The sequence below is a fragment of the Alcaligenes sp. NLF5-7 genome (genome assembly GCF_024266725.1).
Taxonomy (GTDB): Bacteria; Pseudomonadota; Gammaproteobacteria; order Burkholderiales; family Burkholderiaceae_B; genus Alcaligenes; species Alcaligenes phenolicus.
Genome location: NZ_CP100755.1, coordinates 302,993 through 318,452, shown reverse-complemented (window position 1 = coordinate 318,452; position 15,460 = coordinate 302,993). Strand labels below are relative to the sequence as shown.

General features: G+C 58.0%; 14 protein-coding genes. 6 read left to right on the top strand and 8 right to left on the bottom strand.

Features of this window, described 5'->3' with window-relative positions; all coding sequences use genetic code 11:
• Window positions 1-17: 17 nt before the first annotated feature.
• Complete coding sequence (locus MID00_RS01540; RefSeq protein ID WP_009457570.1) at window positions 18-1,388, top strand: replicative DNA helicase; 1,371 nt, start codon at window positions 18-20, stop codon at window positions 1,386-1,388.
• A 144-nt stretch (window positions 1,389-1,532) separates the two neighbouring features.
• Here MID00_RS01540 and MID00_RS01535 read toward each other — a convergent pair whose 3' ends face one another.
• The 5 genes from MID00_RS01535 to MID00_RS01515 all read right to left on the bottom strand — a co-directional run bounded on the left by MID00_RS01535 (window position 1,533) and on the right by MID00_RS01515 (window position 6,294).
• Complete coding sequence (locus MID00_RS01535; RefSeq protein WP_022983571.1) at window positions 1,533-2,504, bottom strand: bile acid:sodium symporter family protein; 972 nt, start codon at window positions 2,502-2,504, stop codon at window positions 1,533-1,535.
• Window positions 2,501-3,493 (bottom strand): 4-hydroxythreonine-4-phosphate dehydrogenase PdxA, encoded by a 993-nt coding sequence (gene pdxA, locus MID00_RS01530; RefSeq protein ID WP_009457568.1) that lies wholly within the window; start codon window positions 3,491-3,493, stop codon window positions 2,501-2,503. The genes MID00_RS01535 and pdxA overlap by 4 nt, the downstream gene beginning before the upstream one ends.
• Before the next feature lie 116 nt (window positions 3,494-3,609).
• Complete coding sequence (locus tag MID00_RS01525; RefSeq protein WP_254499575.1) at window positions 3,610-5,334, bottom strand: PhoH family protein; 1,725 nt, start codon at window positions 5,332-5,334, stop codon at window positions 3,610-3,612.
• A gap of 52 nt (window positions 5,335-5,386) precedes the next feature.
• Entirely contained in the window at window positions 5,387-5,854 is a 468-nt protein-coding gene (locus tag MID00_RS01520; RefSeq protein ID WP_009457565.1) for a peroxiredoxin, read from the bottom strand.
• Window positions 5,851-6,294 carry an Mth938-like domain-containing protein gene (locus tag MID00_RS01515; protein WP_009457563.1) on the bottom strand — a complete coding sequence of 148 codons (444 nt, stop codon included), beginning with the start codon at window positions 6,292-6,294 and terminating at the stop codon, window positions 5,851-5,853. Before MID00_RS01515 ends, MID00_RS01520 begins: the two co-directional genes overlap by 4 nt.
• Window positions 6,295-6,461: 167 nt before the next feature.
• Between MID00_RS01515 and alaC the strand changes: the two genes are divergently transcribed.
• The 4 genes from alaC (at window position 6,462) to speG (ending at window position 11,222) form a co-directional block, all read left to right on the top strand.
• Window positions 6,462-7,649 carry an alanine transaminase gene (gene alaC / locus MID00_RS01510; protein WP_026484343.1) on the top strand — a complete coding sequence of 396 codons (1,188 nt, stop codon included), beginning with the start codon at window positions 6,462-6,464 and terminating at the stop codon, window positions 7,647-7,649.
• Window positions 7,646-8,944 carry a homoserine dehydrogenase gene (locus tag MID00_RS01505; RefSeq protein ID WP_022983573.1) on the top strand — a complete coding sequence of 433 codons (1,299 nt, stop codon included), beginning with the start codon at window positions 7,646-7,648 and terminating at the stop codon, window positions 8,942-8,944. The genes alaC and MID00_RS01505 overlap by 4 nt, the downstream gene beginning before the upstream one ends.
• Entirely contained in the window at window positions 8,944-10,353 is a 1,410-nt protein-coding gene (gene thrC, locus MID00_RS01500) for a threonine synthase (RefSeq protein WP_254499574.1), read from the top strand. Before MID00_RS01505 ends, thrC begins: the two co-directional genes overlap by 1 nt.
• A gap of 311 nt (window positions 10,354-10,664) precedes the next feature.
• The gene (speG, locus tag MID00_RS01495; protein ID WP_009461630.1) at window positions 10,665-11,222 is read left to right on the top strand and encodes a spermidine N1-acetyltransferase; all 558 of its coding nucleotides are present in this window, start codon (window positions 10,665-10,667) and stop codon (window positions 11,220-11,222) included.
• A gap of 16 nt (window positions 11,223-11,238) precedes the next feature.
• On the opposite strand, the gene hpnE is transcribed toward speG, so the two are convergent.
• Genes hpnE through hpnC form a run of 3 tightly spaced genes read right to left on the bottom strand, consistent with a single transcriptional unit; the run spans window position 11,239 to window position 14,252 of the window.
• Window positions 11,239-12,525: a hydroxysqualene dehydroxylase HpnE gene (hpnE, locus tag MID00_RS01490; protein ID WP_009461632.1), complete on the bottom strand. Its 1,287-nt coding sequence runs from the start codon at window positions 12,523-12,525 to the stop codon at window positions 11,239-11,241.
• On the bottom strand, window positions 12,522-13,385 hold the full coding sequence (gene hpnD, locus MID00_RS01485) for a presqualene diphosphate synthase HpnD (protein ID WP_035270728.1): 864 nt from the start codon (window positions 13,383-13,385) through the stop codon (window positions 12,522-12,524). The genes hpnE and hpnD overlap by 4 nt, the downstream gene beginning before the upstream one ends.
• A 6-nt stretch (window positions 13,386-13,391) precedes the next feature.
• Complete coding sequence (gene hpnC, locus MID00_RS01480; protein ID WP_251196127.1) at window positions 13,392-14,252, bottom strand: squalene synthase HpnC; 861 nt, start codon at window positions 14,250-14,252, stop codon at window positions 13,392-13,394.
• Window positions 14,253-14,322: 70 nt separating this feature from the next.
• On the opposite strand from hpnC, the gene alr reads away from it, so the two are divergent.
• Window positions 14,323-15,453, top strand: a complete 1,131-nt coding sequence (gene alr, locus MID00_RS01475; RefSeq protein WP_009461638.1) for an alanine racemase — start codon at window positions 14,323-14,325, stop codon at window positions 15,451-15,453.
• Window positions 15,454-15,460: the final 7 nt, after the last annotated feature.

Below are 15,460 nucleotides of genomic sequence, written 5' to 3'. Positions count from 1 at the left end.
GATTTGAAGGTATATGCATGGAAAGCAAGTCAGCCAAATCCGATTCAACGCTGGATTACCTCAGGGTCCCGCCTCATTCCATTGAGGCGGAGCAGTCGGTGCTCGGTGGCTTGTTGCTCGATAATGCCGCGTTTGACCGGGTGGCCGATATTGTCACCGACGAGGATTTTTATCGGTTTGATCACAAGCTGATCTGGCAACACATTACCCGCTTGATTGGTCTGGCCCGTCCTGCTGACGTCGTCACGGTCTTTGAGTCCCTGTCGGTTGCAGGCAAGCAGGAAGAGGTGGGTGGGCTGGCCTATTTGAATGCGCTGGCTCACAACACGCCATCGGCTGCTAACATTCGTCGCTACGCCGAAATCGTGCGCGAGCGTTCCACTCTGCGCAAGCTGGTCACCGTGGCTGATGATATTTCCTCGGCCGCCTTCAATCCGCAGGGCAAGGAGGCCCGGCAGATTCTGGACGAGGCGGAAACCCGTGTGTTTCAGATTGCCCAGGAAGGGGCGCGTGGCTCGCAAGGCTTTCTGGAAATCCAGCCCCTGCTAAGCCAGGTGGTGGAACGTATTGACGAGCTGTATCACCGCGAAGGCGACTCGGAAGTAACCGGGGTCCCAACTGGCTTTATTGACCTGGACAAGATGACGTCAGGCTTGCAGCCAGGCGACCTGGTGATTGTGGCGGGTCGTCCTTCCATGGGTAAAACTTCGTTCTCCATGAATATTGGCGAGCACGTTGCGATTGCCCAGGGTTTGCCCGTTGCCGTGTTCTCCATGGAAATGGGCGCGGTACAGTTGGCCATGCGTATGGTCGGTTCGGTCGGTTTGCTGGACCAGCACCGTATGCGTACCGGCAAGCTGACAGCCGACGATTGGCCACGTCTGACACATGCCGTGCAGCAGGTGCAGGAGGCCCAGATTTACATTGATGAAACGCCCGGCCTGTCGTCCATGGAAGTGCGTGCACGGGCTCGACGTCTGGCACGACAGTGTGGCCAACTGGGCTTGATCATCATCGACTACTTGCAGCTGATGTCCTCAAGCGGTGGCGAGAACCGGGCAACGGAAATTTCTGAAATCAGTCGTTCCTTGAAAGGTCTGGCCAAAGAATTGAATTGTCCCTTGATTGCTTTGTCGCAGTTGAACCGAAGCCTGGAGCAACGGCCCAACAAGCGCCCAGTGATGAGTGACTTGCGCGAATCCGGCGCTATTGAGCAGGATGCTGACTTGATCTTGTTTATTTACCGTGACGAGGTCTACAACCCGGACTCGCCCGATAAAGGCACGGCTGAAATTATTATTGGTAAACAGCGTAACGGTCCTATTGGTTCGGTTCGCTTGACCTTCGCCGGAGCCAGCACGCGCTTTCTGGATTACATGCCCAATTAAAAAGCACAGTGGCTGCTTCAGTGCGCGGGCTTGTGAGGCCGTTTGCCAGATGTCAGGACAAAAAAGAGGCATACCTTGGTATGCCTCTTTTTTATTCATCGTTCAGCGTGTATGGGTAGTCAGGCGAGGAGGTTCGTCGTTCTCTTAGTTTTCACTCCGGGCCGCCAGCCGTTTCGCCAGCCATGCACACACCAGTAGCTGCCACTGGTGAAACAACATGATCGGCAAGATGATAGGCCCGACCATGGCACTGGGGAAAATGACATTGGCAATCGGGATGCCGCTGCTCAGGCTTTTATTGGAACCACACATCAGCAGGCTGACACGGTCCTCAAAAGAAAAGCCCAGCCAGCGCCCCAGGTTCCAGGCCAGCACTTGCGCCAAGGTCAGCAGAACGGCGTTGGACAGCACAATCAGTCCCAAGGCACTCAATGGGGTGGAGGACCACAGACCGCCCACCACCGCGCCTGAAAAAGCCGTATACACCACCAGCAGAATCGAGCCTTGATCCACGACTTTCAGTAGTTGCTGACGCTTCATGACCCAGGCCCCGATCACGGGACGCAGCATATGCCCGAAGACAAAGGGGAAAAATAGCTGCAGCATGATCTTGCCCACCGCCTCCAGCGACACGGTGGCCTGGGCGCTGGTGGCACCCGCCAGCATGATGCCGACCAGCAAGGGAGTGATGAACACGCCCAGCAAGGTGGAGGCCGAGGCGCTGCAAATCGACACCGGCACATTCCCTCTGGCCATTGCGGTCAGCGCCACGGCAGACTGCACGGTGCTGGGCAGGCAAGCCAGAAACAGTATTCCCAGGTACAGATTGTCGGTTAGCCAGGGACGCAGCACAGCCGCCACGCCGCTGCCCAGAATAGGGAAGAGCACAAAGGTGACGGACAGAATCAACAGGTGCAAACGCCAGTGGGACAGGCCGCCCCAGATAGCCTCACGAGACAGGCGGGCACCATGCAGAAAGAACAGCAGGGCAATCGCGATCTGCGTGATGTGTTGGAACAGAGGCACGCCCCAACCTTGGGCAGGCAGCAGACTGGCAAGTGCAACCGTGGCAAACAGCTTCAGCAAAAACGGGTCAATCGGTAAGCGCTTGATCATGCTTGATGCGCGCTCATGGAAAGAGCCATACGGTAGGCATAGCCCAGGGAGGAGGCATCAGCCTTGCCCTGTCCGGCAATGTCGTACGCGGTGCCGTGGTCGACACTGGTGCGGATAAAGGGCAGGCCCACTGTCACGTTCACGCCTTCGTCCAGACCCAGCAGCTTGATGGGAATCAGCCCTTGGTCATGGTACTGGGCCACCACAATATCGAACTCCCCTTGGCGAGCCCGCATGAAGATCGTGTCGCCGGGCCAGGGGCCGCTGGCCTGGATGCCTTCGGCGCAGGCTTGTTCAATGGCCGGTGTGATCTGCTCAATATCCTCAGAGCCGAATTTGCCACTCTCACCGGCATGGGGGTTCAAGCCTGCCACCGCCACACGGGGCTTGGCGATCCCGGCCTGGGTGCAGGCCAACTGTGCCAGCCGGATGGTTTGCAAGACGCGTTCTTTAGTAATCAGGGAGGGGACACGGGCCAGCGGTTCGTGAATGGTGACCAGAATGGAGCGCAAGTGTTCGTTAGCCAGCATCATGGCGTAGTGCTCGGTGTGGCTGCGCTCGGCCAGAATCTCGGTGTGGCCAGGGGCATCGATACCGCCTTTTTGCATGGCCAGCTTGTTCAGTGGGGCGGTGACGATGGCACGGATCAGACCGGCTTGGGCATCATCAATAGCGTGGCACAGGTATTCGTAGGCGCCGCGTCCGGCCTGAGCGTTAACTTCGCCATAGGGCAGATCGTCGGGCAGGGCTTGCCAGCGATTCAGGACGGCAATGAGCCCCTTGGGTGTGCAAACAGGCTGCTCCACCTCCTCGACGTGCCAGTCCTGGTCGGCGCCAATCAGTGTCAGGGCACGGCGCAGCGCACCCGCATCGCCATAGACTACGGCGGGGTGGGGCAGGCCTTCAACAATCAGGCGGGCAATAATTTCCGGGCCTATGCCAGCGGCATCGCCCATGGTAAGCCCGATGGGCTGTGCAGTACGTTTCATAACAGTCAATAAAAATCCCCCACGCTGCGTCTTTGCTGTGCTTGTTGGCCTTGATGCAGCCTGGCGGTAAAAAAAAACCGGGTCCTGGACCCGGTTTGAGTGAGTAGCGATTCGGTTTAGAGTGCGTCGCTGGCGTAGTCGGCCAGACGGGAGCGCTCACCACGTTGCAAGGTAATGTGGCCTGCATGCGGCCAGCCTTTGAATCGGTCTACTACGTAGGTCAGCCCCGAACTGCCCTCGGTCAGGTAGGGCGTGTCGATCTGGGCAATATTGCCCAAGCAGACAATTTTAGTTCCTGGACCGGCGCGCGTCACCAGTGTTTTCATCTGCTTGGGCGTCAGGTTCTGCGCCTCGTCGATGATCAGGAACTTGTTCATGAAGGTACGACCGCGCATGAAGCTCAGGGATTTGACCTTGATCTTGGAGCGCACCAGTTCCATGGTGGAGTTGCGCGGAGCCTCGGTGCCTTGTGGGTTGTTCAGGTTGCTGGAGGACTTGCCGGTGCCCAGGTGCAGGACTTCCAGGTTGTCTTCCAGCGCACCCATCCAGGGCTGCATTTTCTCTTCCTCGGTACCGGGCAGGAAGCCAATGTCATCTCCGACAGGCACGGTGGCACGGGTGATGATGATCTCGTTGTAGCGCTTGGTCTCCAGGGTTTGGGTCAACGCACTGGCCAGGGCCAGCAGCGTTTTACCCGTACCGGCATGGCCCAGCAGGGAGACGAAATCAAAATCCGGGTTCATCAACAGATTCAGGGCAAAGTTCTGTTCGCGGTTGCGAGCCGTAATGCCCCAGACGTTGTTCTTGCCGTGACTGTAGTCGCGCAAGGTGGCCAGTACGGCGGTATTGCCAGCGGTTTCGCGTACCTGGGCGTACAAGGGATCGTCGCCTTCGGTAAACACGAACTGGTTGACCATGAACTGGCTGCACAGCGGCCCGCTGATACGGTAGAAGGTGGTGCCACCCTGTTGCCAGGACTCCATGTTCTTGCCGTGCTTGGTCCAGAAATTGTCCGGCAAGGGCATGACACCGTCATACAGCAGGTCGGAGTCATCCAGAACGTGATCGTGGCGGTAGTCTTCGGCCAGCAGGCCCAGTGCCTTGGCCTTCAGACGCATATTGATGTCTTTGGACACCAGCACCACTTCGCGTTTGGGCATGCTCTGGGTCAGGGCATTGACCACGGCCAAAATGGCGTTGTCCGCCTTGCCCAGCGGCAGCTGGATAGGCAGGGTGGTATCCAGAGCGCTGGTCTGGAAGGTGACGGCGCCACGCGCTTCGGTATTGCCGATGCCATCCAGATTGATGGGCTTGTCCAGACCATGATCGCCCACCAGACCTTCCAGGGAGCGGCTGACCTGACGCGCATTGCGAGCCACTTCAGACAGGCCCTTTTTCTGGTGATCCAGTTCTTCCAGCACCATCATGGGCAGGAAGATGTCGTGCTCTTCAAACTTGAACAGCGAATTGGAGTCGTGCAGCAAGACGTTGGTATCCAGCACAAACAATTTGCGCTGGGTGGGGGCCAGACGGGTGCGTTTGCTGGCTGCGCCGGCGACAGGCTTGGGGGGCTGGGCAGGGATGGCGGCAGCGCTTTTGCTGGGAGCTGCTTTGGCCACACTGGCGGGCGCAGGCGCTGCTGCGGGGGCCGCGGGCGCCGTTTTGACGGGCGCAGGCTTTTTGGAGCGTGGCGTAGCAGCCGCTTTGCTGGTGGCGGCTTTGGGGCTGGCGGGGGGAGTGTCGGGTTCGTCTAGTGGTACGGGTGGATCGGCAAGGATGACACTGTCATCTTTTTCGCTAAGCAGGGTTCCCAGCTTGGTGGGCAACGTTGGTAGCGGCATATAACACGTACTCCTGGTTGTGTGCCGACCTGCAAGTCGGCACGGTAAGGTTTCAGGCGGCTTGCTGAACAGCCTGTAATACAGCTTGGACGTGGCCGGGCACTTTGATGCCACGCCATTCTTGAATCAACACACCTTGGGCGTCGATCAAAAAGGTGCTGCGCTCGATGCCACGTACCTGTTTACCGTACATGTTTTTCATTTTCATGACCCCAAACAGTTCGCACAAGCGCTCTTCGGTGTCGGCAAGCAAAGGGAAAGTCAGGGCTTGCTTGTCGATAAAACGTTCGTGCGAACTGAGTGAGTCGCGCGAAACGCCAATGATTTGTGCGCCTGCAGCCTGAAATTCGGGCAGGGCATCGCGGAAATTCTGGGACTCGGTGGTGCAGCCCGGCGTGTTGTCTTTGGGGTAAAAGTACAACACTGTCATTTTTCCTTTCAGGTCAGCGGCGCTGAACTCGCCCTGGGTGGAGGGCACGGAAAAGTCGGGGATGGGGGCACCAATTTGTAGGGCTGTCATGCTTTTTCCTGTATGAGTAAGGCGGCGACAACTTTGCGGCCTTCGGACATGAGGATATTGTAGGTTCTGGCGGCGGCCTGGGTATCCATGATTTCCACACCTATGCCCCACTGCAGCATTTCCTGCGTGACAGCCGGGTGCAGAAAGTGTTGGCGCTGGCCAGTCCCAATCAAGATCAATTCGGGGGCGTTGTCAGGGCGCGCCGGTGGGGCGTCGTCCAGAAAGGCCATGGGGTCTTGCTTGACCGATTCCAGTCCGGCAATCCGGCGCAGCAACGGGGCTGTCAGCTCGGTTGCGCTTTGAATGGCCAGGTCCTGCACAGGACCTTCAGGGCTAAAGAAGATGGAATGATCGTGGTTTTGAAAGTTGATTGCCACATAGTCCTCACCGTAAGCGGTGATGGCATTCATGGCTGGATTGTGTTCGCGTTGCAGTTGCACGATGAGTCTCTCCCGTTACAGGGTCGATGATAGCGCAAAGAGTCAGGGACGATGCGGCACCTGATCTGTTTGCAGTGATTCTCAGTAAGTCAATCATGGATTAAACTCTTTGATTTACTTCGCACCTTTTGGTTTGGGTCTTCGCTGTTTTCTTCTCAAGGAATGTCATGATTCGCTTTCCGCGCATCGAGCGTTTGCCGCCTTACGTGTTCAACATTACAGGCGAGCTGAAAATGGCCGCCCGCCGTCGTGGCGAGGACATTATCGACATGTCCATGGGGAACCCGGACGGCGCGACACCGGCGCACATCGTGGAAAAGCTGGTCGAGGCGGCCACCCGCCCGGACACTCATGGTTATTCTGTCTCCAAAGGCATTCCGCGTCTGCGCCGAGCCGTGACCAATTGGTACGAGCGCCGCTACAATGTGCACTTGGATCCTGATAGTGAAGCGATCGTTACCATCGGTTCCAAAGAAGGTCTGGCCCACTTGATGCTGGCAACCCTGGACAAGGGCGACACCGTTCTGGTGCCCAACCCCAGCTACCCGATTCATATATATGGTGCCGTCATTGCCGGCGCGAATATCCGTTCGGTGCCCATGGTCCCCGGCGTGGACTTTTTCGAGGAAATCGAAAAAGCCGTGCGGGAGTCCATTCCCAAGCCCAAAATGATGATTCTGGGTTTTCCCAGCAATCCGACGGCCCAGTGTGTGGAACTGTCCTTTTTTGAGCGTATTGTGGCGCTGGCACGCGAGCACAATATTCTGGTGGTACACGATCTGGCCTATGCCGACATTACCTTTGACGGCTACGTGGCCCCCTCCATCATGCAGGTGGAAGGTGCGCGCGATGTCGCAGTCGAGTTTTTTACCATGAGCAAAAGCTACAATATGGCCGGCTGGCGTATTGGCTTCATGGTGGGGAACGAGTCCTTGGTCAATGCCCTGGCACGTATCAAGAGCTATCACGACTACGGTACCTTCACACCGATTCAGGTGGCCGCCATTGCGGCGCTGGAAGGACCACAAGATTGTGTCAGCGAGGTGGTGGAGCAGTACCGCCGCCGTCGCGACGTATTGGCCAAGGGCCTGCATGAAGCAGGCTGGATGGTCGATGTCCCCAAGGCATCAATGTATATCTGGGCCAAGATTCCCGAGTTCTACAAGGACATCGGTTCGCTGGAGTTTGCCAAGCGCTTACTGAGCGATGCCAAAGTAGCCGTATCCCCCGGCATCGGCTTTGGTGAGTATGGCGACAACTATGTGCGCTTTGCGCTGATCGAAAACGAGCAACGTACCCGTCAGGCGGTACGCGGCATCAAAGAAATGTTCCGTAAGGACGGATTTGTTCAATGAGTCCTATCAAAGTAGGTTTGCTGGGTTTGGGTGTGGTTGGCAGCGGCACCTGGAACGTATTGAAACGCAATGCAGATGAAATCGCTCGCCGCGCCGGTCGCCGTATTGAGGTGGTCGCTATTGCTGTGCGTGACCTGGAAAAGGCACGCGCGCTGGTGGGGGACGAGGTCACCCTGACCACAGACGGCATGGATGTGGTGCGCAACCCCGAGATCGATATTGTGGTCGAGCTGGTGGGTGGCGACACCCTGGCACGCGAGTGGGTCATGGAAGCCATTGCCCAGGGCAAGCACGTGGTCACCGCCAACAAGGCGCTGCTGGCCAAGCATGGCAACAAGATTTTTGCCGCTGCTCACGAGCGTAGCGTCATGGTGGCCTTCGAAGCCGCTGTGGCCGGTGGTATTCCTATCATCAAGGCAATTCGCGAAGGCCTGACGGCCAACCGTATTCAGTGGCTGGCCGGCATTATCAACGGCACCACCAACTACATCCTGTCCGAAATGCGCAACCGTGGTGTCAGCTTTGCTGAAGCCCTGGCCGATGCCCAGCGTCTGGGTTACGCCGAAGCCGATCCTACTTTCGACATTGAAGGTGTGGATGCTGCGCACAAGCTGAGCCTGCTAGCCTCCCTGGCCTTTGGTATCCCCGTGCAATTTAGCAAGGCTCACGTGGAAGGCATTACCAGCCTGGCACTGGAAGACCTGCAACACGCACAACGCCTGGGCTACAACATCAAGCTGCTGGGTATTACCCGCGCCCGTGAAGAAGGTATCGAACTGCGCGTACACCCCACACTGGTTCCACTGCAAAGCATGCTGGCCAATGTCCAAGGTGCCATGAACGCGGTGCTGGTGCATGGCGATGCCGTGGGCCAAACCGTTTACTACGGTGCCGGTGCCGGCGCCTTGCCAACCGCCTCGGCGGTGGTGGCGGACCTGGTGGATGTGACCCGTCTGCAAACGGCAGAACCGGAACATCGCGTGCCTTACCTGGCCTTCCAGCACAACGCCATGTCCGATACGCCCATCCTGCCTATGGATGAAGTGGTGTCCTCGTACTACCTGCGTTTGCGTGTGGATGACCGTCCTGGTGTTCTGGCTGATGTGGCTCGCATTCTGGCGCAAGCCTCGATCTCGATCGGTTCCATGTTCCAGGAGCCAGCCGGTGAACAGGCTGACATCATCTTCCTGACGCATGAAGCGCGTGAAGGTGCCATCAATGGCGCGATCAGCCAGATTCAGAATCTGCCTTTTGTTCAGTCTGCCGTGACCCGTCTGCGCGTGGAGAACCTGTAATGAATTACATCTCTACTCGTGGCGGCATGAAGGCCCAGCCATTTTCGGACATCTTGCTGGAAGGCCTGGCTCCGGATGGCGGTTTGGCCATGCCAGAGAGCTACCCTCAAGTCAGTGCAGAAACGCTGGAGTCCTGGCGCGCCCTGAGCTACCCCGAACTGGCCGCCAAAGTGCTGGGCCTGTTCGTCACCGATATTCCGGCTGATGAACTGTCCGCCTTGACGGCACGTGCTTATGCCCCCGGCGTGTTCGACAGCGAGCAGGTGGTACCGGTCAAGGAACTGGAACCCGGTTTCTCCTTGCTGGGCTTGTCCCAAGGCCCAACCCTGGCTTTTAAAGACATGGCCATGCAGTTCCTGGGCCAGGTTTTCGAATACGTGCTGACACAGCGCAACAGCACTTTGAACATTGTGGGTGCCACGTCCGGCGACACGGGTTCGGCGGCTGAATACGCCTTGCGCGGCAAGCGTGGCGTCAGCGTGTTCATGCTCTCGCCTTACGGTCGCATGAGTGCTTTCCAACGCGCTCAGATGTACTCCTTGCAAGACGAAAACATCCACAACCTGTCGGTGAAAGGTGTGTTCGATGATTGCCAGGACATCGTCAAGGCCTTGGCGGGTGATCTGGAGTTCAAGTCCAAATGGCATTTGGGCGCCGTGAACTCCATTAACTGGGCCCGCATTTCGGCTCAGGTGGTGTACTACTTCTGGGGCTGGCTGCGAAGCACCAGCCAGGCGGGTCAGAAAGTCTCTTTTGCCGTTCCTTCGGGTAACTTCGGCAATATTCTGTCGGGCCACATTGCTCGTCAGATGGGGCTGCCTATCGCCAAGCTGGTTCTGGCCACCAACGAAAACAACGTGCTGGAAGAGTTCTTCCGCACCGGTATTTATCGTCCCCGTGGTTCCGAGCAAACTTACGCCACGTCCAGCCCATCCATGGACATTTCCCGTGCCTCCAACTTCGAGCGCTTTGTGTTTGATTTGCTGGGCCGTGATGGCAGCAAGGTCAAGGCATTGTGGGAGCAGTTGGCCAAAGAAGGCCAATTCGACCTGAGCGAGCATCTGCCACGCTTCCAGGAAGAATTCGGTTTTGTGGCCGGCGCCAGCTCGCACCAGGATCGTCTGAACACCATTGCTCAGGTGAACAAGCAGTACCAGACTCTGATCGACCCGCACACGGCAGACGCCGTCAAGGTGGCTCAGAACTTCCGCGAAGAAGGCATCCCCATGCTGGTGCTGGAAACCGCGCTGCCTGCCAAGTTCTCCGAGACAATCGAAGAAGCGATTGGTCAGCCCGCTCCGGTGCCTGCGCACCTGGCCGGTCTGGCAGACTTGCCACAGAAAGTGGTGGTGATGGATTCGGATGTAGCTCAAGTACGTCGCTACATCGAGGAACACGCCCCAACCTGATGCCCGCTACCTGCGCTAGCTCCGGGCTGGCGCAGCCATAGCGGCCAGGTAGTAGTTTCAAACCCCGATTTTGATATTCCTGCTGGCCTGACTGATGTTCAGTTTGCTATGCAGGAAAGCAGAAATCGGGGTTTTTGCGTTTTTGGCCGGTTTTGCCGCAAGACTGGTCGGGCTGCGGTTTTGCAGCCAACTGAACTTTTTCTATCAGGCCTTCATCAAAAACACACGATATGCGGGCATGATGTCTATGGCCTTTGGTATAGGCAGATAGGCGGCTCGTCTATCGAACATAGAGAAAGGATAGAAAAATCATGAGTAAAACGACTCACGTTAAATTACGCCCGCTGGAGCGCGAAGACTTGCGCTTTGTGCATTTGCTGGACAATAACGCCAGCGTGATGCGCTACTGGTTCGAGGAACCTTACGAAACCTATGGCGAGCTGGCGGCTCTGTACGATGAGCATATTCACGATCAGCGTGAACGTCGTTTCGTTGTGGAGTGGGAAGGGCAGCCGTCCGGCGTGGTGGAACTGGTGGAAATTGATTATGTACACCGCCGGGCAGAGTTCCAGATCATTATTGCGCCGGAGTTCCAGGGCAAGGGCATTGCCTCGCGGGCGACCAAGCTGGCTATCGAGTACGGCTTTGGAGTGCTGAACCTGTACAAGATCGTGCTGATTGTGGACAAGGAAAACCACAAGGCCATTCACATTTATCAGAAGTTTGGTTTTCAGGTGGAAGGCGAGCTCAAGCACGAGTTCTTCATTAACGGCCAATATCGGGATGTGGTGCGCATGTGCCTGTTTCAATCGGAGTTTCTGGCCGCTCATAAGCCTGCGCAAACTTTGCTGACACCGTCGGCGCAGTAGTGCTCAGTCGTGGCCCTTACAGATGCGCGGCTTTCAGACCGCTGCGCACAGCGCCTTCCAGCACACCGGGGTAGCCGGTATCGGTCCAGTCGCCTGCCAGACGAATAGCTGGCCAAGGTGTCGCTACCGAAGGGCGACGCAGACCGGGCACAGCCGCAAACGTAGCCCGTTTTTCGATAATCAGCTCGCTGGCCCGTATGGCAGGCATGGCTTTCAGGTGCCGGGTCTGGCTGCGTACCTGCTCGATGATCGCGGCAATGGCTTGCTCGCGGTCCAGCGCTTGCAGGCGCACAGCATCGCTGATGACGATCCCCACCAGCGTTTCACCGCTGCCCGGTTTCAGGGCGCTGTGATCAAACAGCCATTGGCCACCACTGCCGCTTTTATCGTCCAGCATCAACATGGAATGGGGCAGATTCCAGGCCTGTTCCAATTCCAGATACAGGGTGGCAATAGGGATGTAGCTGAAGGCTTCCAGATCGGCCAGCAGTTGTTCGCTGGCCGGGCTGCTGGGTAGGCTATGCAGCAGGCGCGCAGCCTGGACGGGAGGGCAGGCCACAATGGCTGCATCAAACTGCAGGCCGTCAATTTGTACACCTGACTCTGTCAGTTCCAGTCTTTGTACTCTGTGGCCCAGCTGTAGCTGAATGTCACGCAGGGCGGGCTCGCACCAGAGCTGGCTTAAATCCATCAAGGGAATCAAGGTTTGGCTGGCTTGCCGGGGACCGCCCAGGCTGTCGCGCAAGACATGGGCAAAGAGTTGGGCGCAGGCTTGCTCAATGGGCGTGTTCATGGCCGCCACGCAGAGCGGCTGCCAGAACAAACGGATGACCTGGCTGTCTTGCTGATGCTGCTCCAGGAGCTGCAAAACCGTCAGACCATCCGGGGTGCGCCATTGCTGTTTCATCAGCCAGCGGCAAAAACGTGCCAGCTTGATTTTCTGCGACCAGCTCAGGCCCTGGGCGCCTAGCAGGCCAGTCAATAAATGGAAGGGGGCAGGCAAGGGGCGATTGCGCAGGCGAAAGCGCCCATCGGCCGAGATCACGTCCAGATCCTTGCGTTCCAGACGGGATGCTTCGTCCAGTCCGATTTCCCCCATCAAACCCAGAATGACGGAGTAGGCGCCCAGCATGATGTGCTGGCCATTATCGGTATCACGCCCCAGATTGGGGCTGTGGATGCGGCGGGCACGCCCGCCTATATGGCGCGAGGCTTCAAAGACACTGACCTGATGGCCTTGCGTCTTCAGCCGCCAGGCGGCAGCACAGCCCGCCCAGCCCGCCCCGATAACCGCGACTTTCATCGGCCCAGTTTGCGTTGCAAGCTGCGGCCGCCCGATACCCAGGTTTTCCAGGCCAACCAGAATTTGCGAATGGGTGTCAGCGAAATGCGCTGTTCCAGTACATGCCAGCGATCATTGGCAATTTCTACCAGCAGGGCATGGTAGATGGCGGCCATCAACAGGCCTGGGCGTTGTGCCCGGCGATCCACAGCGGGCAGGGCGCGCATGGCCTGTCGGTACAAGTCCTGGGCGCGTTCGGTTTGAAAGGCCATCAGGGCCTCGAAGCGCTCCGAATGCTGTTGATCCAGGATCTCGTGAGGTGACACACCAAACTTGTCCAGATCTTCCTGGGGCAGGTAGATGCGGCCACGACGAGCGTCATCGCCCACATCACGGATGATATTAGTCAACTGAAAAGCCAGGCCCAGTTTTTGGGCATAATCGCTGGTCTGTTCCTGGGTTTGGCCAAAAATACGCGCCGACAGCAGTCCCACCACGCTGGCGGCGTGCCAACAGTAGCGTTCCAGCTCGGTCCAGCTTTGGTAGCGAACCTGGTCCAGATCCATTTCCATGCCGTCAATCACGGCCAGCAGCTCGTCCTGAGGCAGATCGAACGCCTTGATATGCGGTGCCAGGGCCTGCATGACCGGGTGATGGGCACGGCCTTCGTACAGATCGGCCACTTGCGTGCGCCACCAGACCAGCTTCATGCGGGCAACCGATTCCTCGTGAACCTCGTCCACCACGTCGTCCACCTCGCGGCAAAACGCGTACAGCGCCGTGATGGCACGGCGGCGTTCAGGCGGCAGAAACAAAAAGGCGTAGTAAAAACTGGAGCCGCTCTGGGCTGCCTTGTTCTGACAATACTCGTCTGGGCTCATGGACGTTCAGGGTCGGTAAGGGGTACGGCTCAAGCCGCGGGTAATCAGGCGTAGCCAGTCCAGGCGGGACAGGGTGGGACGATGGCTGAAGACATCAAACTTTACCGCTTCCAGGCGTTCCAGAATACGCAGGCCGCCCAATACCATCATTTTCAGTTCCAGGCTGATGCGCCCGGACAGATAGCTGGACAGCAGCAGCCCGGCTTGCAGGCGTTGACGGGCATCGGTAACCAGCAACTGCATCATTTCCTGCCAGCGGGCATCGGCCTCGGGCTGACGCAGCAGCTGGGTACGGGCCTGGATGTAATCATCATCCAGATCATATTGGGCCAGCAGGTCTTGCGGGATATAGACACGGTTCTTGTGCCAGTCCAGTGCCACGTCCTGCCAGAAATTAACCAGTTGCAGTCCGGTACAGGTGGAGTCGGCCATCTCGACCAGCTCCGGGCTGTGGGCTTGATATAGATGCAGCATCAAACGGCCGACCGGGTTGGCCGAGCGGGTACAGTAATCCAGCACCTGGGCCATATCGCTATAGCGATGAGTGGTGACATCCTGGCGAAACGCAGACAGCAGGTCCAGAAAAGGCTTGAGCGGCAACTGGAAGTTGCTGATGCTGCTGGCCAGAGGGACAAAAATTTCACTGTGCGGGGTATCGGCCAGGACGGGCTGGTGATATTGCAGTTGTTCTATTCCGGCTTCGAACTGCGCCAGCAGTTCCAGGCGCTCGGCAGCGCTTAAATCGCCTTCATCAGCAATGTCGTCGGCGCTGCGGGCAAAACGATAAATATCGGTGACCGGTCGGCGTAGCCGACGAGGTAGCAGCACAGAGGCGACAGGGAAGTTTTCATAGTGCTCGATAGACATAGTCCGCCAGTATACGGCTTTCGTTTCCACTAGGGCTGGTTTAGACTTTCGTATTGCTTCGGGGAGAACCATGCCACGTCCTATCTCGGCCACCATTCATATTGCGTCACTGCGTCACAATCTCGATATGGTTATTCAGAGCCTGAATAACGCCACGGCTCCATCCGGCGTAAAACGGCCCCATATCTGGGCCGTCATGAAGGCCAATGCTTACGGTCATGACATCGAAAATGCGGTGCGGGCATTCAGTGCCGCCGAAGGCATGGCGATGCTGGACCTGAAAGAAGCCATACGTTGTCGGGCTGCCGGTTGGACCGGCCCCATCATGTTGCTGGAAGGTTTTTTCCAGCCTGAAGATCTGGATGTGCTGGCCGAGTTTGGCCTGACCACTGTCATTCATTGCCACGAGCAGCTCAAGATGCTGGAGCAGTGGAAGGGCGGGGTGGCCTTGAATGCCATGGTCAAGCTCAATAGCGGCATGAACCGTCTGGGTTTCAGCGTGGACGATTACCCCGCCGCCTTCGAGCGCGCTCAGCGTCTGCAAAAAGCGGGCAAGCTGGGAACCGTGGGGCGCATGACGCACTTTGCGCGCGCTGACGACAATATCGACGCCACGCTGGAGCAGATTCGCTGCTTTAACCGGATCACCGACGGCTTGCCGGGCCCGGTCAGTGTGTGTAATTCAGCGGCAACACTAAGCCCTGACCTGGGTGCATACATGCCCTCCGGTCCGGATCACTGGGTACGCCCCGGTATTTGTCTGTACGGCAGCTCTCCTTTTGCGGACATCAGCGCCGAGGACTTCGGCCTGCAGCCTGGTATGACTTTGGCCGCAGAGCTGATCAGCGTGCGCGGCGTCAAGCAGGGCGAGGGCATTGGCTACGGCCATACGTACATTGCCGAGCAGGCCATGCGTATTGGCGTGGTGGCTTGTGGCTATGCCGATGGTTACCCGCGTCACGCGGGAACCGGCACCCCGATTACCGTGAACGGTGTGCGCACTCGTTTGCTCGGTCGTGTGTCCATGGACATGCTGGCAGTCGACCTGACCCCGGTGCCCGCCGCCGGTGTAGGCAGTCAGGCGGTGTTGTTCGGTCAAGGCGGGCCCAGTGTGGATGAGGTTGCTGCGGCAGCCGGAACCCTGGGCTACGAATTGATTTGCGCGGTCGCCCCACGCGTGCCGCGCGTCATCCAGGATTAACACCAAC